22 protein-coding genes and 1 tRNA gene are annotated in these 20,385 nt (G+C 39.2%); 22 read left to right on the top strand and 1 reads right to left on the bottom strand.

Annotation, left to right across the window (positions count from 1 at the left end):
• The first annotated feature begins 103 nt into the window (after positions 1–103).
• The 19 genes from HMPREF1481_RS09640 to gap all read left to right on the top strand — a co-directional run bounded on the left by HMPREF1481_RS09640 (position 104) and on the right by gap (position 16,062).
• On the top strand, positions 104–742 hold the full coding sequence (locus tag HMPREF1481_RS09640; RefSeq protein WP_016466458.1) for an adenylate kinase: 639 nt from the start codon (positions 104–106) through the stop codon (positions 740–742).
• Between the two features lie 117 nt (positions 743–859).
• The gene (gene infA, locus HMPREF1481_RS09635) at positions 860–1,078 is read left to right on the top strand and encodes a translation initiation factor IF-1 (protein WP_001029883.1); all 219 of its coding nucleotides are present in this window, start codon (positions 860–862) and stop codon (positions 1,076–1,078) included.
• Positions 1,079–1,102: 24 nt separating this feature from the next.
• On the top strand, positions 1,103–1,219 hold the full coding sequence (gene rpmJ, locus HMPREF1481_RS10780; protein ID WP_001808836.1) for a 50S ribosomal protein L36: 117 nt from the start codon (positions 1,103–1,105) through the stop codon (positions 1,217–1,219).
• Between the two features lie 17 nt (positions 1,220–1,236).
• Complete coding sequence (rpsM, locus tag HMPREF1481_RS09630; RefSeq protein WP_006151054.1) at positions 1,237–1,602, top strand: 30S ribosomal protein S13; 366 nt, start codon at positions 1,237–1,239, stop codon at positions 1,600–1,602.
• A 17-nt stretch (positions 1,603–1,619) separates the two neighbouring features.
• The gene (gene rpsK, locus HMPREF1481_RS09625; RefSeq protein ID WP_001118385.1) at positions 1,620–2,003 is read left to right on the top strand and encodes a 30S ribosomal protein S11; all 384 of its coding nucleotides are present in this window, start codon (positions 1,620–1,622) and stop codon (positions 2,001–2,003) included.
• Between the two features lie 43 nt (positions 2,004–2,046).
• Positions 2,047–2,982 carry a DNA-directed RNA polymerase subunit alpha gene (locus tag HMPREF1481_RS09620; protein ID WP_006151057.1) on the top strand — a complete coding sequence of 312 codons (936 nt, stop codon included), beginning with the start codon at positions 2,047–2,049 and terminating at the stop codon, positions 2,980–2,982.
• An 11-nt stretch (positions 2,983–2,993) separates the two neighbouring features.
• On the top strand, positions 2,994–3,380 hold the full coding sequence (gene rplQ, locus HMPREF1481_RS09615; protein WP_004251124.1) for a 50S ribosomal protein L17: 387 nt from the start codon (positions 2,994–2,996) through the stop codon (positions 3,378–3,380).
• 258 nt (positions 3,381–3,638) lie between these two features.
• Positions 3,639–3,905 (top strand): ACT domain-containing protein, encoded by a 267-nt coding sequence (locus HMPREF1481_RS09610; protein ID WP_006151049.1) that lies wholly within the window; start codon positions 3,639–3,641, stop codon positions 3,903–3,905.
• Positions 3,906–3,914: 9 nt separating this feature from the next.
• Positions 3,915–5,252 carry a PFL family protein gene (locus tag HMPREF1481_RS09605; RefSeq protein WP_016466457.1) on the top strand — a complete coding sequence of 446 codons (1,338 nt, stop codon included), beginning with the start codon at positions 3,915–3,917 and terminating at the stop codon, positions 5,250–5,252.
• Positions 5,253–5,558: 306 nt separating this feature from the next.
• Positions 5,559–5,930 (top strand): ribonuclease P protein component, encoded by a 372-nt coding sequence (gene rnpA / locus HMPREF1481_RS09600; RefSeq protein WP_016466456.1) that lies wholly within the window; start codon positions 5,559–5,561, stop codon positions 5,928–5,930.
• Positions 5,905–6,720 (top strand): YidC/Oxa1 family membrane protein insertase, encoded by an 816-nt coding sequence (locus HMPREF1481_RS09595; protein WP_016466455.1) that lies wholly within the window; start codon positions 5,905–5,907, stop codon positions 6,718–6,720. The genes rnpA and HMPREF1481_RS09595 overlap by 26 nt, the downstream gene beginning before the upstream one ends.
• Before the next feature lie 14 nt (positions 6,721–6,734).
• On the top strand, positions 6,735–7,691 hold the full coding sequence (jag, locus tag HMPREF1481_RS09590) for an RNA-binding cell elongation regulator Jag/EloR (protein ID WP_016466454.1): 957 nt from the start codon (positions 6,735–6,737) through the stop codon (positions 7,689–7,691).
• Between the two features lie 55 nt (positions 7,692–7,746).
• Complete coding sequence (locus tag HMPREF1481_RS09585; protein WP_016466453.1) at positions 7,747–8,367, top strand: hypothetical protein; 621 nt, start codon at positions 7,747–7,749, stop codon at positions 8,365–8,367.
• A gap of 118 nt (positions 8,368–8,485) precedes the next feature.
• Positions 8,486–10,462 (top strand): transketolase, encoded by a 1,977-nt coding sequence (gene tkt, locus HMPREF1481_RS09580; protein WP_016466452.1) that lies wholly within the window; start codon positions 8,486–8,488, stop codon positions 10,460–10,462.
• 116 nt (positions 10,463–10,578) lie between these two features.
• A complete protein-coding gene (gene yajC / locus HMPREF1481_RS09575; protein ID WP_016466451.1) occupies positions 10,579–10,899 on the top strand; it encodes a preprotein translocase subunit YajC in 321 nt (106 codons plus the stop codon).
• Between the two features lie 48 nt (positions 10,900–10,947).
• Positions 10,948–11,385 carry a low molecular weight protein-tyrosine-phosphatase gene (locus HMPREF1481_RS09570; protein WP_016466450.1) on the top strand — a complete coding sequence of 146 codons (438 nt, stop codon included), beginning with the start codon at positions 10,948–10,950 and terminating at the stop codon, positions 11,383–11,385.
• Entirely contained in the window at positions 11,378–11,791 is a 414-nt protein-coding gene (locus tag HMPREF1481_RS09565) for an MORN repeat-containing protein (protein WP_016466449.1), read from the top strand. The genes HMPREF1481_RS09570 and HMPREF1481_RS09565 overlap by 8 nt, the downstream gene beginning before the upstream one ends.
• Before the next feature lie 299 nt (positions 11,792–12,090).
• Entirely contained in the window at positions 12,091–14,742 is a 2,652-nt protein-coding gene (gene adhE / locus HMPREF1481_RS09560; protein ID WP_016466448.1) for a bifunctional acetaldehyde-CoA/alcohol dehydrogenase, read from the top strand.
• Positions 14,743–15,051: 309 nt separating this feature from the next.
• Positions 15,052–16,062, top strand: coding sequence for a type I glyceraldehyde-3-phosphate dehydrogenase (gene gap, locus HMPREF1481_RS09555; protein WP_016466447.1), 1,011 nt, complete (start codon positions 15,052–15,054; stop codon positions 16,060–16,062).
• 73 nt (positions 16,063–16,135) lie between these two features.
• On the opposite strand, the gene HMPREF1481_RS09550 is transcribed toward gap, so the two are convergent.
• The gene (locus HMPREF1481_RS09550) at positions 16,136–17,011 is read right to left on the bottom strand and encodes an RluA family pseudouridine synthase (RefSeq protein WP_016466446.1); all 876 of its coding nucleotides are present in this window, start codon (positions 17,009–17,011) and stop codon (positions 16,136–16,138) included.
• 88 nt (positions 17,012–17,099) lie between these two features.
• Here HMPREF1481_RS09550 and pbp2a point away from each other — a divergent pair, with 88 nt between their 5' ends.
• The 3 genes from pbp2a (at position 17,100) to HMPREF1481_RS09535 (ending at position 20,125) form a co-directional block, all read left to right on the top strand.
• Entirely contained in the window at positions 17,100–19,325 is a 2,226-nt protein-coding gene (gene pbp2a / locus HMPREF1481_RS09545; protein ID WP_016466445.1) for a penicillin-binding protein PBP2A, read from the top strand.
• A gap of 182 nt (positions 19,326–19,507) precedes the next feature.
• Complete coding sequence (locus tag HMPREF1481_RS09540; RefSeq protein WP_016466444.1) at positions 19,508–19,984, top strand: sigma factor; 477 nt, start codon at positions 19,508–19,510, stop codon at positions 19,982–19,984.
• Positions 19,985–20,053: 69 nt separating this feature from the next.
• Positions 20,054–20,125 (top strand) — tRNA-Glu (locus tag HMPREF1481_RS09535).
• The last annotated feature ends 260 nt before the right edge of the window (positions 20,126–20,385 follow it).

The following is a 20,385-nucleotide window of genomic DNA, read 5'->3' as shown; positions in this document are numbered from 1 at the left end:
AGAGACCTAGTCGGATTTTTATCTCCTCTCTTCTATTTTGTTTTTAAATAGGAGTTGAAATGAATTTTTGCTTCTATTTAAAAATAAAAAAGGAGTATGAATCATGAATCTTTTGATTATGGGTTTACCTGGTGCAGGTAAGGGGACACAAGCAGCGAAAATTGTTGAACAATTTCACGTTGCCCACATCTCAACAGGTGATATGTTCCGTGAAGCAATGGCTAACCAAACTGAAATGGGTGTGCTAGCTAAGTCATATATTGACAAAGGCGAGTTGGTTCCAGATGAAGTTACAAATGGAATTGTTAAAGAACGTCTTTCTCAAGATGATATTAAAGAAACTGGTTTCTTGTTGGATGGATATCCACGTACAATTGAGCAAGCTCATGCCTTAGACAAAACATTGTCTGAACTTGGAATTGAACTTGAAGGTGTTATTAACATCGAAGTAGATCCATCATGCCTACTTGAACGTTTGAGTGGTCGTATCATTCACCGTGAAACTGGAGAAACTTTCCATAAAGTATTCAATCCACCAGTTGATTACAAAGAGGAAGATTACTACCAACGTGAAGATGATAAACCTGAGACAGTAAAACGTCGTTTGGATGTTAATATTGCCCAAGGTGAACCAATCATTGCTCACTATCGTGCTAAAGGTCTAGTACATGATATCGAAGGTAACCAAGATATCGATGATGTTTTTAAAGATATCGAAAAGGTATTGACAAATTTGAAATAAAAGCGTTTTTCAGACTTGCAAAATGTCTTGACAAATGTTATACTGAGTTAGTCTGACTTATAATTGTTGTCTCTGTGTCTAGAGGCATCAAATCGAAATTTAGGGAGGTACTTTTGCGTGGCAAAAGACGATGTGATTGAAGTTGAAGGCAAAGTAGTCGATACAATGCCGAATGCAATGTTTACGGTTGAACTTGAAAATGGACATCAGATTTTAGCAACAGTTTCTGGTAAAATTCGTAAAAACTATATTCGTATTTTAGCGGGAGATCGTGTTACTGTTGAAATGAGTCCATATGACTTGACACGTGGACGTATCACTTACCGCTTTAAATAATCGAAAAACTTGGAGGGATAAGAAATGAAAGTAAGACCATCGGTCAAACCAATTTGCGAATACTGTAAAGTAATTCGTCGTAATGGCCGTGTTATGGTAATTTGCCCAGCAAATCCAAAACACAAACAACGTCAAGGATAAGATAGAAAGGAGAAAACATGGCTCGTATTGCTGGAGTTGACATTCCAAATGACAAACGTGTAGTTATCTCATTGACTTATGTCTATGGTATCGGACTTGCAACATCTAAGAAAATCTTAGCAGCTGCTGGAATTTCAGAAGATATTCGCGTTCGCGACCTTACATCAGATCAAGAAGATGCTATCCGTCGTGAAGTTGATGCAATTAAAGTTGAAGGTGACCTTCGTCGTGAAGTAAACTTGAACATCAAACGTTTGATGGAAATCGGTTCATACCGTGGTATCCGTCACCGTCGTGGACTTCCTGTCCGTGGACAAAACACTAAAAACAATGCTCGCACTCGTAAAGGTAAAGCTGTTGCGATTGCTGGTAAGAAAAAATAATATAGGAGGTAAAAGTCTTGGCTAAACCAACACGTAAACGTCGTGTGAAAAAGAATATCGAATCTGGTATTGCTCATATTCACGCTACATTTAATAACACTATTGTTATGATTACTGATGTGCATGGTAATGCAATCGCTTGGTCATCAGCTGGTGCTCTTGGTTTTAAAGGTTCCCGTAAATCTACACCATTTGCTGCTCAAATGGCTTCAGAAGCTGCTGCTAAATCTGCACAAGAACACGGTCTTAAATCAGTTGAAGTTACTGTAAAAGGTCCAGGTTCTGGTCGTGAGTCAGCTATTCGTGCTCTTGCTGCCGCTGGTCTTGAAGTAACAGCAATTCGTGATGTGACTCCAGTGCCACACAATGGTGCTCGTCCTCCAAAACGTCGCCGTGTATAATCATTACCTTTACACTGCTTTTCGTTTAAGAGGGAGTAACTAAATGATCGAGTTTGAAAAACCAAATATAACAAAAATTGATGAAAATAAAGATTATGGCAAGTTTGTAATCGAACCACTAGAACGTGGATACGGTACAACACTTGGTAACTCTCTTCGTCGTGTACTTCTTGCTTCTCTTCCAGGGGCAGCTGTTACATCTATCGATATCGATGGAGTATTACATGAGTTTGATACAATTCCAGGTGTTCGCGAAGATGTGATGCAAATCATTCTGAACATTAAAGGGATTGCAGTTAAATCATATGTAAAAGACGAAAAGACTATTGAACTTGATGTTGAAGGACCTGCTGAAGTTACAGCTGGAGACATTTTGACTGATAGTGATATCGAAATCGTAAATCCAGATCATTATCTTTTCACAATCGGAGAAGGTGCTTCATTTAAAGCGACTATGACTGTAAACAGTGGTCGTGGATATGTACCTGCAGATGAAAACAAGAAAGATAATGCACCAGTTGGAACACTTGCTGTAGATTCTATTTATACACCAGTTACAAAAGTTAACTATCAAGTTGAACCTGCTCGTGTAGGAAGCAATGATGGTTTCGACAAATTAACCCTTGAAATCTTGACAAATGGAACTATTATTCCAGAAGATGCTTTAGGGCTTTCAGCACGCATTTTGACAGAACATCTTGATTTGTTTACAAATCTTACAGAGATTGCTAAATCTGCAGAAGTGATGAAAGAAGCTGATACTGAATCGGACGACCGTATTTTGGAACGTACGATTGAGGAACTTGACTTATCTGTACGCTCATATAACTGTTTGAAACGTGCTGGTATCAATACTGTGCATGATTTGACAGAAAAATCTGAAGCAGAGATGATGAAAGTAAGAAATCTTGGACGCAAGAGTTTGGAAGAAGTGAAACTCAAACTCATTGATTTGGGTCTTGGATTAAAAGATAAATAAAGGAGGAATACATGGCTTACCGTAAACTAGGACGCACTAGCTCACAACGTAAAGCAATGCTTCGCGATTTGACAACTGACCTTTTGATCAACGAATCAATCGTGACAACTGAAGCTCGTGCTAAAGAAATCCGTAAAACTGTTGAAAAAATGATTACTCTAGGTAAACGTGGTGATTTGCATGCACGTCGTCAAGCTGCTGCTTTCGTACGTAATGAAATCGCATCTGAAAACTATGATGAAGCAACTGACAAGTACACTTCTACTACAGCACTTCAAAAATTGTTCTCAGAAATCGCACCTCGTTACGCAGACCGTAACGGTGGATACACTCGTATCCTTAAAACTGAACCACGTCGTGGTGATGCAGCGCCAATGGCAATCATCGAATTAGTATAAAATCATCAATTTTGTTGAGTGTTATGATGATGGAGCCTTGTGCTCTTAGTCTAGCTCTGGTCTACCGCTAGGACTTTTGTCCTAGCGGGAACACTCATCATAAGATGGTCGGGTAGACGCTTGTTTACGAAATTGTTTTTCTTTTAAGAACAATTTCGTAAGCAGGCGTTTTTTAGTTTTTTTGTTGTAAATATGCTATACTGAAAAAAAGAAAATTACAAAATTAGATTTTCTATAGTTTAAAAATGGAGGGTCGATATGAAAGCTATCATAACTGTAGTTGGAAAAGATAAAGGTGGGATTGTTGCAGGTGTTGCAACTAAGATTGCTGAATTAGGATTAAATATTGATGATATTTCACAAACTGTATTGGACGAGTTCTTCACAATGATGGCTGTGGTATCTAGTGAAGAAAAACAAGATTTTACTCATTTGAGAAATGAGTTTGAGGCTTTTGGTCAGACTTTGAATGTCAAAATCAATATTCAGAGTGCTGCAATTTTTGATGCTATGTATAATATCTAGGAGGCGTGTATGGATATTAGACAAGTCACAGAAACAATCTCAATGATTGAAGAGCAGAATTTTGATATCAGAACAATTACAATGGGAATTTCTCTTCTTGATTGTATCGATCCAGATATTAATAAGGCTGCAGATAAAATTTATGAAAAAATTACTACAAAGGCATCTAACTTAGTTGCTGTCGGTGATGAAATTGCCGCTGAACTGGGGATTCCCATTGTAAATAAGCGAGTATCGGTAACTCCAATCTCCTTAATTGGCGCGGCTACGGATGCGACAGATTATGTAGTGTTGGCTAAAGCTTTGGATAGAGCTGCTAAAAAAATTGGAGTAGATTTTATTGGAGGTTTTTCTGCCTTGGTACAAAAAGGTTACCAAAAAGGTGATGAAATTCTAATAAATTCTATTCCACGTGCTCTAGCAGAGACAGATAAGGTTTGCTCTTCTGTCAATATAGGTTCAACTAAGTCAGGGATCAATATGACTGCTGTAGCAGATATGGGCCGAATTATCAAGGAAACAGCTGAGCTTTCAGAAATGGGAGCTGCGAAGCTAGTCGTTTTTGCCAATGCAGTTGAGGACAACCCTTTTATGGCAGGAGCCTTTCATGGAGTTGGTGAAGCTGATGTTATTATTAATGTTGGTGTTTCAGGTCCAGGTGTTGTCAAACGTGCCTTGGAAAAGGTTCGTGGGGAAAGCTTTGATGTAGTTGCTGAAACTGTTAAAAAGACAGCTTTCAAGATTACCCGTATTGGTCAATTAGTTGGTCAAATGGCTAGTGAGCGTCTCGGAGTTGATTTTGGAATCGTTGATTTGAGCTTGGCCCCAACTCCAGCAGTTGGCGATTCTGTGGCACGTGTTCTTGAGGAAATGGGATTGGAAACAGTTGGAACTCATGGAACAACTGCAGCCCTAGCACTTTTGAATGATCAGGTTAAAAAAGGTGGTGTTATGGCTTGTAACCAAGTCGGTGGTCTTTCAGGTGCCTTTATCCCAGTTTCTGAAGACGAAGGCATGATTGCTGCCGTACAGAATGGTTCCCTAAACCTTGAAAAATTAGAAGCCATGACCGCTATTTGTTCAGTCGGTTTAGATATGATTGCCATTCCTGCGGATACCCCTGCTGAAACGATTGCGGCTATGATTGCAGATGAAGCTGCTATCGGAGTTATCAATATGAAAACAACGGCAGTTCGTATTATCCCTAAAGGAAAAGAGGGAGATATGATTGAGTTTGGTGGTCTTTTAGGTACTGCTCCGGTTATGAAAGTCAACGGGGCTTCATCAGTAGATTTTATTTCTCGTGGTGGTCAGATACCTGCTCCAATCCATAGTTTTAAAAATTAAAGAAAAAAGAGGAACTTTAAGTTCAATTTAAGGATGAGTATGTATACTATAATCATTAAATAAAGACCTCCTAACTTTATTTAATAGAATTCTAAACTTTTTCATAATAATCTCCGACAAAAGTCACTCCTTGGAGTGACTTTTGTTTTTTACTCAGGAAAAAGTAGTAAATTCTCATTGATTCTGGCCATTCATTTTTTAAATGGTCATTTTTTTGCAGCACAAATAGCTTGAAACCTTGCTATGATTGGCTTTTTGAAATTTTATGGTATAATAGTAGTAGTTTTATTAGATGGAGTATGATTTTTGAGAAAAAGCTTTCGTGTAAAAAAAGAGAAAGATTTCGATGCCATATTTAAAGAGGGAGAAAGTGTAGCTAATCGAAAATTTGTTATTTATCGATTAGAAAACCAACAACAACATTTTCGAGTAGGTTTATCAGTTAGTAAGAAGTTAGGAAATGCTGTAACAAGAAATCAAATCAAGCGAAGAATTCGACATGTTTTGATTGAAAACAGTCATCAGATAGTTGATAATGTAGACTTTGTTGTCATTGCTCGAAAAGGTGTTGAAACTCTAGAATATGCAGAAATCGAAAAAAACCTACTTCATGTTTTGAGATTAGCAAAGATATACCAGGAAGGAAATAGGAGTGAAGAAGAAATTACAGTTGACTAGTGTACTAGGTTTGTCCTTGTTGGTAATGACTGCTTGTGCAACTAGTGAAGTCTCTGCTGACTCGGCAGATTTTTGGAGTAAACTTGTTTATTTTTTTGCTGAAACCATTCGTTTTTTGTCCTTTAATGTAAGTATTGGTTTAGGGATCATTATTTTCACAGTCTTGATTCGAACAATCTTATTACCGGTCTTTCAAACGCAAATGGTAGCATCCAGAAAAATGCAAGAAGCGCAGCCTCGTATAAAAGAATTGCGCGAACGTTATCCAGGTCGCGATATGGAAAGTCGCACTAAGCTAGATCAGGAAACACGCAAACTATTTAAAGAATTGGGAATTAAGCAATCTGCATCGTTTTGGCCACTTTTGATTCAAATGCCAATTCTATTGGCCCTTTTCCAAGCTTTATCGTACGTAGATTTTTTGAAGACTGGCCATTTTTTGTGGTTCAATCTAGGTGGAGTTGACACTACTTTGGTATTACCAATTTTAGCTGCCTTATTCACTTTCTTCAGTAGTTGGCTTTCAAACAAAGCCTTACCTGAAAAAAATGGTGCAATGACAGCTATGATGTATGGAATGCCTGTCATCATCTTCTTTTTTGCAATGTCTGCACCAAGCGGTGTTGCTCTTTATTGGACGGTTTCAAACGCTTATCAAGTATTGCAAACTTACCTTTTGAACAACCCCTTCAAAATCATTGAAGAGCGTGAAGCAGATGTGAAGGCTAAAAGAGATCTAGAAGCTAAGAAAAGAAAAGCTCTGAAGAAAGCACAGAAAAAGAAAAAGTAAGGAGAAATCTGATAATGGTATTATTTACAGGTTCAACTGTTGAAGAAGCAATCCAAAAAGGATTGAATGAATTAAATATTCCGAGAATGAAAGCTCATATCAAAGTTGTTTCGAAAGAGAAAAAAGGATTATTTGGACTTTTCGGAAAGAAACCAGCTCAAGTTGATATTGAAGCAATTAGTGAGACTACTGTTGTAAAAGCAAATCAGCAGGCTATCAAAGGCGTTCCAAAAGAAATTAATGATCAAAATGACCCAGTAAAAACAGTCAGTGAAGCGACAGTTGACTTGGGGCATGTAGTTGCAGCTATCAAGAAAATCGAAGAAGAAGGGCAAGAAATTTCTGAAGAAGTCAAGGCTGAAATTCTTAAAAACGATAAAGAAGCAAGTACGATTTTAGAGGAAACAGGGCATATTGCTGTTTTAAAAGAATTGGAACCTGAAGAAACTCAAGAAAATGCTGACGAAGAACAAAGTAGCGATTTAGAAAACCTTGGTTTGAAAGTCGAACCAACTTATGACACTGAAAAGGTTGTTGAAGAAGTAACCAACTATGTTCAAGCAATCATCGATGATATGGATGTTGAGGGAACTATTTCTAGTACCTCTAACCGCCGCTCTATCAATATGCAAATTGACACAAATGAGCCAGGTCGTATTATTGGTTATCATGGTAAAGTTTTGAAATCTCTTCAACTTTTGGCACAAAATTACCTTTATAACCGTTATTCAAAAACTTTCTACATCACGATCAATGTGAATGATTATGTGGAACATCGTGCAGAAGTCTTGCAGAGTTACGCACAGAAATTGGCTACACGTGTCTTGGAAGAAGGACGTAGTCAGATGACAGATCCAATGTCAAGTAGCGAGCGTAAAATTATCCATCGTATCATCTCACGAATGGAAGGTGTAACGAGTTATTCTGAAGGTGACGAACCAAACCGTTACGTTGTAGTTGATACAGAATAAGATAAATAAAAAATCAGGTTTTTCCTGATTTTTTTCTCACTAAAGAAGGAAGCAAATGAAAGAAATAGAGGACTACCTTGCATATCAAGGAGAACAGTATCGGAATCCCGACAAGGCTGGGGATGATAGGGAGAAAATGCTTGTATTGCGTAAAAAAGGGCAAGAGGCACGAAAGTCATTTACTCACATAGCTAAGTGCTTTCAAGCTAGACACTCTGATTGGCAGTTACACCAAACTAGTCAATGGATGAACCAAGCACAGAGATTACGTCCCCATTTTTGGGCTTATTTACAGCGAGAGGGACAAATAACAGAACCCATGATGGCTCTTCGTTTGTATGGGAATCAGAATAGTTGGGGTATTTCTTTGGAAGTTAGTTTTATAGAGAGAAAGAAAGATGAAGCTACCTTATCAAAACAGGCTAAAGTTTTGGATGTGCCAGTAGTTGAGGGAATCTATTATTGGGTTCAGAAAAACGATGAGAGTTATAGAGTGCAGGCTACTGAGGAGAATAGACAACTTTTGAGACAACAGTTATCTAACCAAGAGATTCGCAAAGTATTAATAAAAGCGGATGTTCCAGTCACTGATGAAGAAACTCTAGATACAGTTTTAGATGAACTGGACCAAACTTTTGAAAAATTATTGCCTTTTTATCAAGCGACTAGAAATTAGTTTAATCGGCTGAGTCATTTTATAGTAAATTGTTTTATTGCTATTCTAGGTATTTTTTCATATAATAGTAAAATAGGATGAGTGGTATACTTATCACCTCAAAGAGAAAGGAAATTCTATGTCAAATCTATCTGTTAATGCGATTCGTTTTCTAGGTATTGACGCTATCAATAAAGCGAACTCAGGTCACCCAGGAGTGGTTATGGGAGCTGCACCGATGGCATACAGCCTATTCACTAAAGAACTTCGTATCAATCCAGCTCAACCAAACTGGATTAACCGTGACCGCTTTATTCTTTCAGCAGGTCATGGTTCAATGCTCCTCTACGCCCTTCTTCATCTCTCTGGATTTGAAGATGTGAGCATGGACGAAGTGAAGAGCTTCCGTCAATGGGGCTCTAAAACTCCAGGTCACCCAGAATTTGGTCATACAGCAGGGGTAGATGCAACAACAGGTCCTCTAGGACAAGGGATTGCGACCGCGACAGGTTTTGCACAAGCAGAACGTTTCCTTGCGGCTAAGTACAACCGCGAAGGCTATAACATCTTTGACCACTACACTTACGTTGTCTGTGGAGATGGTGACTTGATGGAAGGTGTCTCAAGCGAAGCTGCTTCTTATGCAGGCTTGCAAAAGCTTGACAAGTTGGTTGTTCTTTATGATTCAAATGATATCAACTTGGATGGCGAGACAAAAGATTCATTCACAGAAAGCGTTCGTGATCGTTATAATGCTTATGGTTGGCATACAGCCTTGGTAGAAGATGGAACAGACTTAGAAGCGATTCATGCTGCAATCGAAGAAGCTAAGGCTTCAGGAAAACCATCTTTGATTGAAGTGAAAACTGTTATTGGTTATGGTTCTCCAAACAAACAAGGAACCAATGCCGTACACGGTGCCCCTCTTGGAGCAGATGAAACTGCAGCAACTCGCCAAGCACTTGGTTGGAACTATGAACCATTTGAAATTCCAGCAGAAGTTTATGCTGATTTCAAAGAAAATGTTGCGGACCGAGGTGCATCAGCATATGAAGCATGGACAAAACTAGTTGCAGATTATAAAGAAGCTCATCCAGAACTCGCAGCAGAAGTGGAAGCAATTATTGACGGACGTGATCCAGTTGAGGTGACTCCAGAAGACTTCCCAGCTCTAGAAAATGGTTTCTCTCAAGCAACTCGTAACTCAAGTCAGGATGCCTTGAATGTAGTGGCTGCTAAATTGCCAACCTTCCTTGGTGGATCAGCTGACCTTGCACATTCAAATATGACTTACATCAAAACTGACGGACTACAGGACGATGCAAATCGCTTGAACCGTAATATCCAATTTGGTGTTCGTGAATTTGCTATGGGTACAGTCTTAAACGGAATGGCTCTTCACGGTGGACTTCGTGTTTATGGCGGAACATTCTTCGTATTCTCAGATTACCTTAAAGCGGCAGTTCGTTTGTCAGCCCTACAAGGTCTTCCTGTAACCTATGTCTTTACTCACGATTCAATCGCAGTTGGTGAAGATGGACCAACTCATGAGCCGATTGAACACTTGGCAGGACTTCGTGCAATTCCAAACCTCAATGTTTTCCGTCCAGCAGATGCGCGTGAGACTCAAGCTGCTTGGTACCTTGCAGTGAAGAGTGAGAAAACACCAACTGCCCTTGTCTTGACTCGTCAAAACTTGACGGTTGAGGAAGGAACAGACTTTGAGAAGGTTGCGAAAGGTGCTTACGTTGTATATGAAAATGCAGCAGATTTTGACACTATCTTGATTGCAACAGGTTCAGAAGTGAACTTAGCAGTAGCAGCTGCTAAAGAATTGGCAAGTCAAGGTGGAAAAGTTCGCGTAGTCAGCATGCCATCTACAGATGTATTTGACGCGCAAGATGCAGCCTATAAAGAAGAAATCTTACCAAATGTAGTTCGTCGCCGTGTAGCAGTCGAAATGGGAGCAACTCAAAACTGGTATAAATACGTCGGTCTTGATGGAGCGGTTCTCGGTATTGATACCTTTGGTGCGTCTGCTCCAGCTTCAAAAGTTTTAGCAGAATATGGATTTACAGTTGAAAACTTAGTTGAAATTGTAAACAACTTGAAGTAAGAAAAATCAGAGCTTTGCTCTGGTTTTTTATTGCCCCAAAACCAGGGTATAATCTTGTAAAAACAAGTGAAATTTGATATAGTAGTTTTATCTGAATTACAAAGGAGTAAAAAATAATGGGTGGGAATTTAACATTCTTGATTATGCTTGTTTTGATGTTCGGCTTGATGTTCTTCATGCAACGTTCTCAAAAGAAACAAGCTGAAAAACGTATGGAGAGCCTCAACAAACTTCAAAAAGGCTACGAAGTAATCACTATCGGGGGTCTCTACGGTACAGTCGACGAAGTTGACACTGAAAACAAAACGATTGTACTTGATGTAGATGGAGTTTACTTGACTTTTGAATTAGGCGCAATTAGAACAGTTTTGCCAGTCAAAGAAGCTGTTACACCTGAAGGTACAGTTGTTGACGGCGAAAGCGCGATTGAAGAATAAAACGGGGTGGATCTCATTCCCGTTTTTCTATGATAATGAGGAGCAATGATGAAAAAGGTTGTTTTTGTTTGCCTTGGTAATATTTGCCGAAGCCCGATGGCAGAATTTGTGATGAAATCTTTAACCGATGATTATGAGATTGAAAGTCGAGCAACTTCTTCTTGGGAACACGGCAATCCAATTCACAAAGGGACTCAGAAAATCTTTAAAACTCACGGTATTCCTTATGATTCATCAAAAACATCGCAACAAATCTCTAAGGATGATTTAGAATATTTTGATTATATCATTGGGATGGACGAATCGAATCTTCTTGACTTGACTCGGATGTGTCCTCAGGAACATCATCATAAGATAGAGGCATTCGCTTCTGAAAGTGTTCCAGATCCATGGTATACAGGTGATTTTGATGAAACTTATAATCGAGTTTTAGCTGGTTGCCAATCTTGGCTAGCACGTTTAGAAAATGAGGCAAAAAATGGATAATTTAAAAAAACTCTATGATAAATACAGTGTCTATATAACTCGTCCTCGTTTAGAAATTGCGACTGTAGTAGTCATAGTTCTTTGTGCCATTCTTGTATTTGTAGGAAATATGCCTAAACAAGGAGGCTTAAAACTGGATGGTGATTCACTAGTGTATGACGGAAGCATCGTCCGTGGGAAAATGAATGGTCAGGGAACATTGACCTTCTCAAATGGGGATACCTACACCGGTGAATTTAAAAATGGCGCATTTAATGGGAAAGGAACCTACCAAGCTAAGGATGGCTGGGTTTATGAAGGTGACTTCGTAAATGGACAAGCTGAAGGGAAAGGTAAACTAACTACCGAGCAAGAAGTTGTCTACGAAGGTGACTTTAAACAAGGGCTCTTTCAACAAGCGCAATAACCTCCTCTAAGAGGAGGTATTATATCGCAGGCGCAGAAAGCGCTTACATGGAAATTAGAACCTCTTCCAATGCCATCTTACAATCGAGTTTGTGAAAAATAAAAGTTTTATAGAATTTTTCACAAAGTATGAGCGTAAAAGTTTATGTGTAGGCGTATGTGAAAATGTTTTCACAAACAACTAAAAAAAGTTTGTGAAATTTCTATGAAACTGTTTACAATTTTTAAAAAAAGAGTTATAATAACATTGTGAAAAAATTAACAAAGGACTTACAATCCTTGAAAGCTATGGAGGAAAATATGGCTGATAAAAAAACTGTAACACCAGAGGAAAAGAAACTCGCAGCTGAAAAGCATGTCGACGGTTTGGTGCAAAAGGCTTTGGTTGCTCTTGAAGAAATGCGTAAACTCGACCAAGATCAAGTCGATTATATCGTAGCAAAAGCTTCAGTTGCAGCGCTTGACGCACACGGAGAACTTGCTCTTCATGCATTTGAAGAAACTGGTCGTGGTGTCTTTGAAGACAAAGCGACTAAGAACTTGTTTGCTTGTGAGCACGTAGTAAACAACATGCGCCACACTAAAACAGTTGGTGTTATCGAAGAAGATGATGTAACAGGATTGACTCTGATTGCTGAACCGGTAGGTGTTGTTTGTGGGATTACTCCAACAACTAACCCTACTTCAACAGCAATCTTTAAAGCTTTGATTTCTTTGAAGACTCGTAATCCGATTGTCTTTGCATTCCACCCATCAGCTCAAGAATCATCAGCTCATGCAGCTCAAATCGTGCGTGATGCAGCGATTAAAGCAGGAGCTCCTGAAAACTGTGTGCAGTGGATTACTGAACCATCTATGGAAGCAACTAGTGCACTTATGAACCACGAAGGCGTTGCAACAATCCTTGCAACAGGTGGTAATGCCATGGTTAAAGCTGCATACTCATGTGGAAAACCAGCTCTTGGGGTAGGTGCCGGAAACGTTCCAGCTTATGTTGAAAAATCAGCTAATATCCGCCAAGCTGCTCACGATATCGTAATGTCTAAATCATTTGATAACGGTATGGTCTGTGCATCTGAACAAGCGGTTATCATTGATAAAGAAATTTACGATGAATTTGTCAAAGAATTCAAATCTTACCACACTTACTTTGTAAACAAAAAAGAAAAAGCTCTTCTTGAAGAGTTCTGCTTCGGCGTGAAAGCAAACAGCAAAAACTGTGCTGGTGCAAAATTGAACGCTGATATCGTTGGGAAACCAGCAACTTGGATTGCAGAACAAGCAGGATTTAGTGTTCCGGAAGGAACAAACATTCTTGCGGCAGAATGTAAAGAAGTTGGTGAAAACGAGCCATTGACTCGTGAAAAATTGTCACCAGTTATCGCAGTTTTGAAATCTGAAAACCGTGAAGACGGAATTAATAAAGCTCGTCAAATGGTTGAATTTAACGGTCTCGGACACTCAGCTGCTATCCATACTGCTGATGAAGAATTGACTAAAGAATTTGGTAAAGCTGTTAAAGCTATTCGTGTTATCTGTAACTCACCTTCTACTTTCGGTGGTATCGGAGACGTTTATAATGCCTTCTTGCCATCATTGACACTCGGATGTGGTTCTTACGGACGTAACTCAGTTGGGGATAACGTTAGCGCCATTAACCTCTTGAACATCAAAAAAGTCGGAAGACGGAGAAATAACATGCAATGGATGAAACTTCCTTCAAAAACATACTTTGAACGTGATTCAATTCAATACCTTCAAAAATGTCGTGACGTTGAGCGTGTCATGATCGTTACAGACCACGCTATGGTAGAACTTGGTTTCCTTGATCGTATCATCGAACAACTTGACCTTCGTCGCAATAAGGTTGTTTACCAAATCTTTGCAGATGTAGAGCCAGATCCAGATATCACAACTGTTGAACGTGGTACAGAAATCATGCGTTCATTCAAACCAGATACAATCATCGCTCTTGGTGGTGGATCACCAATGGATGCTGCTAAAGTAATGTGGCTTTTCTACGAGCAGCCAGAAGTGGACTTCCGTGACCTTGTACAAAAATTCATGGATATCCGTAAACGTGCCTTCAAATTCCCATTGCTTGGTAAGAAGACTAAATTCATCGCGATCCCAACTACATCTGGTACAGGATCTGAAGTAACTCCATTTGCCGTTATCTCTGATAAAGCAAACAACCGTAAATACCCAATCGCTGACTACTCATTGACACCAACTGTGGCAATCGTAGACCCTGCTTTGGTATTGACAATTCCTGGATTTGTTGCTGCTGATACTGGTATGGACGTATTGACTCACGCGACTGAAGCTTACGTATCACAAATGGCTAGCGACTACACTGACGGTCTTGCTCTTCAAGCTATCAAACTTGTATTCGAAAACTTGGAAAGCTCAGTGAAGAATGCAGACTTCCACTCACGTGAGAAAATGCATAACGCTTCAACAATTGCTGGTATGGCCTTTGCCAATGCCTTCCTAGGTATTTCTCACTCAATGGCTCACAAGATTGGTGCACAATTCCACACAGTTCACGGACGTACAAATGCAATCTTGCTTCCATACGTTATCCGTTACAATGGTACACGCCCAGCTAAGACAGCTACATGGCCTAAGTACAACTACTACCGTGCAGATGAGAAATATCAAGATATCGCTCGTATGCTTGGCCTTCCAGCTTCTACACCAGAAGAAGGGGTTGCATCTTACGCAAAAGCTGTTTACGAACTCGGTGAGCGTGTAGGGATCGAAATGAACTTCAAAGCACAAGGTATTGATGAGAAAGAATGGAAAGAACATTCACGTGAATTGGCCTTCCTTGCTTATGAAGATCAATGTTCACCTGCAAACCCACGTCTTCCAATGGTTGATCATATGCAAGAAATCATCGAAGATGCTTACTATGGTTACAAAGAAAGACCAGGACGTCTTAAGTAATTGATTATCAACCTAGAGGCAGGAGTAATCCTGTCTCTTTTTATAATTTTCTAAAATATAAGAGTTTGAGGATTTGACAAAAAGAGTTTGGAAATATGATAAAGAGAAAGGACAAAAGACTTTTGACTATGGTAATTTAGATAAATTAGAGTCTTTGAAAAGCATAAAACTGAAATGAAAATCGACGTCAGCGCTTGCAATTAAACTCAAATAGTTATATAATAGGTTTGTTGAAAGGTGATTTGTAGTGATTCAAGTTACTCTTTTCACAATAAAATTTTCATGATTTTCATAAGGAGGAAATCACTAATGGTAGTTAAAGTTGGTATTAACGGTTTCGGACGTATCGGTCGTCTTGCTTTCCGCCGTATCCAAAACGTAGAAGGTGTTGAAGTTACTCGCATCAACGACCTTACAGATCCAGTTATGCTTGCGCACTTGTTGAAATACGACACAACTCAAGGTCGTTTCGACGGTACTGTAGAAGTTAAAGAAGGTGGATTCGAAGTTAACGGTAAATTCATCAAAGTTTCTGCTGAACGTGATCCAGAACAAATCGACTGGGCTAACGACGGTGTAGAAATCGTTCTTGAAGCAACTGGTTTCTTTGCTACTAAAGCAGCTGCAGAAAAACACTTGCATGCTGGTGGTGCTAAGAAAGTTGTTATCACTGCTCCTGGTGGATCAGATGTTAAAACAGTCGTATTTAACACTAACCACGATATTCTTGATGGTACTGAAACAGTTATCTCAGGTGCTTCATGTACTACAAACTGCTTGGCTCCAATGGCTAAAGCTCTTCAAGATAACTTCGGTGTTGTTGAAGGATTGATGACTACTATCCACGCTTACACTGGTGACCAAATGATCCTTGACGGTCCACACCGTAAAGGTGACCTTCGTCGTGCACGCGCTGGTGCTGCTAACATCGTTCCTAACTCAACTGGTGCTGCTAAAGCAATCGGTTTGGTTATCCCTGAATTGAACGGTAAATTGGACGGAGCTGCACAACGCGTTCCTACTCCAACTGGATCAGTTACTGAATTGGTAGTTGTTCTTGAAAAGAACGTTACTGTTGATGAAGTAAATGCAGCTATGAAAGCAGTAGCTAACGAATCATACGGTTACACTGAAGATCCAATCGTTTCTTCAGACGTTGTAGGTATGTCTTACGGATCATTGTTTGACGCAACTCAAACTAAAGTTCTTGACGTTGACGGTAAACAATTGGTTAAAGTTGTTTCATGGTATGACAACGAAATGTCTTACACTGCACAACTTGTACGTACTCTTGAATACTTCGCAAAAATTGCTAAATAATTCCTGAGTCGATAAAAGCAAGACCAACTGGTCTTGCTTTTTTGCCTCTATCAAAACAAAATGGATGATAAAATCATCCATTTTGTTTTAATTCTCTTTCAAATGTATCTGATAACGCAGTAAAACTTAATTTATTTAGGGTTAACGGGTGAATGAAAGATAGTTTGAATGCGTGTAGCATCAGTCTCTTAGTTTTTGAGTGTGGGTTGTAGAGAGGGTCTCCTAGGATTGGATGTCCGTGGTGAGATAGATGAACCCGAATCTGATGAGTTCGCCCTGTTTTTAATCTACAACGAACGAGACTAGTTTTGTTTTGAAAATTCTTTAATCGACTTACCTGTGTTTCAGCGTATTGGCCATTTTTTTGATTGATGACCCGTTTTCTACGATCATGTCGATTACGCCCGATTTTATCTCGAAAGATCAGTTCTTTGGCTTCTGTTTTTCCTTCCACTAAGGCCCAGTATTCTCGCGAAATCTCTTTTTTCTCTAATAATCGGTTTAAGATAGGAAGTATGAAGGGGTTTTTTGCAAATAGTACGAGGCCACTTGTTTCTTTGTCTAGTCTATGAACGACATAGCAAGTTTGACCTACATAGGCGCTGACATGATTGAGAAGAGCAACCTCATCAGGCTGATTTCCATGCGTTTTCATACCCTCGGGTTTGTTGACAATGATCAAATGTTGGTCTTGATAGACTTCTTCTACAAGATTGGGGTTTCCTAAAGAAATTCTTTTTGCAGGATAGTCTTCCTCATCGAAAATTAATTGGCATTCATCGCCAGGTTTGATAGTTTGGTGCCAGTGAACCTCTTCTTGGTTGATGAGGATATGCTTCTTAACTCTTAAAAAATGACGTATTTTTCGAGGGATTAACAGTTGTTCTTCTAGGAAGAACTTGACCGTCATTTCAGGTAGAGACTCAGGGACAGTAAAGGTAAATTTCATACAGATATTGTAACAAAAATTAGTTTATTTGGACAGTGGAACTAGCTAAATTCTTGTCTTCCTATGGGGAAGATGATAAAATAAACGCATGAAATTAGATACATTATTTGAAAAATTTCTTTCTTTATTTAAAAAGGAAGAATCTGAAGTTGAAGAAACAGAGACTAATGAAGTTGAACATGAAGGTAACGGGTCTAGTAATCTACGACGTTCAAGATCAGGACGAAAGAAATCTGGGGCAGTTGGTCCTATCCGAAAATTCTGGCGCCGTTATCATCTGACAAAAATTTTTCTGATTATAGGACTAAGTGCAAGCCTTTTTGTTGGGGTCTATCTATTTGCCCTAGCGAAATCGACAAATGTGACAGATTTGCAGAATGCTTTAAAAACACGTACTCTGATTTTTGACAGAGAAGAAAAAGAAGCAGGTGCCCTATCAGGTCAAAAAGGGACTTATGTCGAACTTTCGGATATTAGTGAAGATTTGCAGAATGCTGTTATTGCGACAGAAGATAGAAGTTTCTATAAAAATAGTGGAATTAACTATGGACGCTTTTTCCTGGCAATCCTAACAGCAGGTCGCTCGGGTGGTGGTTCTACAATCACTCAGCAGTTGGCTAAGAATGCCTATCTATCTCAAGACCAGACTGTTCAAAGGAAGGCGAAAGAATTCTTCTTAGCTTTGGAATTAACCAAAAAATATAGCAAGAAGGAAATTCTAACCATGTACTTGAACAATGCCTACTTCGGTAATGGAGTTTGGGGCGTTGAAGATGCAAGTAAAAAATACTTTGGGGTTTCAGCCTCTCAGCTGACACTCGATGAAGCAGCAACCCTAGCAGGAATGCTTAAAGGGCCGGAATTGTACAACCCTTTAAATTCGATTGAGGATTCTACAAATCGTAGGGACACCGTCTTGCAGAACATGGTAGCTGCTGGTTATATTGATAAAAATAAAGAAGCGGAAGCTGCAAGCGTTGATATGGCCTCTCAGCTTCAGGATACTTACGAGGGGAAAATTTCAGACTACCGTTATCCTTCTTACTTTGATGCAGTTGTTAATGAAGCGATTGAAAAGTATAATCTAACTGAAGAAGAAATCGTGAACAACGGCTATCGTATTTATACAGAGTTAGACCAGAATTACCAAGCTAATATGCAGGTCATCTATGAAAATACAGATCTCTTTCCAACTGCAGAAGATGGAACACATGCTGAGTCGGGTAGTGTTGCTTTAGAACCAAAAACGGGAGGAGTTCGTGGAGTTGTCGGACGTGTGGCAGGAGATGATAAAGCTGGTTTCCGAAATTTCAACTATGCAACCCAATCAAAAAGAAGCCCAGGCTCAACGATTAAACCATTAGTAGTCTATACACCAGCAGTCGAAGCAGGTTGGGCTCTAAATAAAGAGCTGGATAATCATACTATGGAATATGGTGACTACAAGGTCGATAACTACGCTGGAATCAAAACGTCGCCAGAAGTTCCAATGTATCAAGCTTTAGCTGAATCTCTAAATCTACCTGCCGTAGCGACAGTCAAACAGCTTGGTATCGATAAAGCTTTTGAATCAGGCGAAAGATTCGGACTTGATTTAACGAATGTTGATCGTGTATTAGGTGTAGCTCTAGGTGGTGGTGTGGAGACCAGTCCACTACAAATGGCCCAGGCTTATGCGGCATTTGCAAATGATGGATTGATGCCTGAAGCGCATTTTATTACACGAATTGAAAATGCAAGTGGACAAGTCATTGCTACTCACAAAAATTCTCAGAAACGTGTAATTGATAAGTCAGTAGCTGATAAAATGACAAGTATGATGTTAGGGACCTTCACAAATGGTACTGGGATCAGTTCTTCACCTGATGATTATGTTATGGCAGGAAAAACTGGTACAACAGAAGCAGCCTTTAACCCAGTATATACAAGTGACCAATGGGTTATCGGATATACTCCTGACGTGGTAATTAGTCACTGGCTCGGTTTCCCGACCACGGACGAAAATCATTATCTAGCAGGTTCGACTTCGAATGGTGCGGCTCATATATTCAGAAGTATGGCTGAAACAATACTTCCTTATACTCCAGGAACTACTTTTAAAGTAGAGAACGCCTATAAGCTTAATGGGATTGCTCCGCAAAATACTCCGAGTCAGGCCAGTGATAATGCAGGGACACAGTCTGGAGATTCTATAACTGACATCCAAGGTCGAGCTCAGAATTTAATCGATGAAGCAGAACGAGCAATTTCAGATGCTAAGATTAAAGAAAAAGCAAAAACAATATGGGATACAATAGTAGATTTGTTCCAATAATTCTTAAATGGCAAGAATGATTTCTTGTCATTTTTTGTGTCCTGAAATGATTCAAAAATAACGTAAAAGAGATGTATTAGTATCTAAAGTATAAACTCAAACAAGCATAGAAGCAAAATAAAGAATAAAGGCATTTTTGAAGGTTGACTCTGCTATACTTAATGCAGAAAGGGAGGGTAATCATGTTAGAAAAAAATTACCAAGAAGTAAAAGCTATCGTACACAAGTGCCGAAAGGAGTACTATCTACATTTATGGGAAAAAGAAGATTGGGACCAAGAAGGAATGATTTGCCTTCATGAATTAATTGAGAACTACCCAGAATTCAAGGAGAAAAAAGACAAACAGTTCTATATCTACTTTAAAACAAAATTTCGCAATCGAATTTTAGATGCCGTGCGAAAGCAAGAGAGTCATAAAAGAAAGTTAGATCGCCAAGCATACGAAGAAGTGAGTGAAATTAGCCACAGATTAGGAGAGGGAGGACTTCTCTTGGATGAGTCCTACGCACTACAAGAAATGCTTAAGAAATATCAGGCTAGTTTAGGAAAGGAGAGGTTGGAATATTTCGAGCGATTGATGGCAGACGAACGATTCAAAGGTAGAAAAGCTATGCTTAAAGAATTGCAAATTGTCTTAAAAGATTTTGCACCAAAATAATAAAAAATAAGAAAAACCAGTTGACAAGCGTAAAAAAGTAGGTATAATAGAAAGAGTTGAAAAGCTCAAGGTCCGTTGGTCAAGGGGTTAAGACACCGCCTTTTCACGGCGGTAACACGGGTTCGAATCCCGTACGGACTATGGGTGTATCGCGGTTGAAGGAAACAGGATATAAAAAAAGTTAAAAAAACCTGTTGACAGAGAAAAACGACTGTGATATACTAATATAGTTGTCGCAAGAGCGACAAAGACCTTTGAAAACTGAACAAGACGAACCAATGTGCAGGGCACTATAACTTAAGGTTATAGTACTGAACAATGAAAAAACAATAAATCTGTCAGTGACAGAAATGAGTGAGAACTCAAACTTTTAATGAGAGTTTGATCCTGGCTCAGGATGA

Origin of the sequence: Streptococcus sp. HPH0090, from assembly GCF_000411475.1 — a bacterium.
GTDB lineage: Bacteria > Bacillota > Bacilli > Lactobacillales > Streptococcaceae > Streptococcus.
Note: the sequence above shows the minus strand (reverse complement) of the source record. Positions and strands in the feature narration are given on the sequence as shown.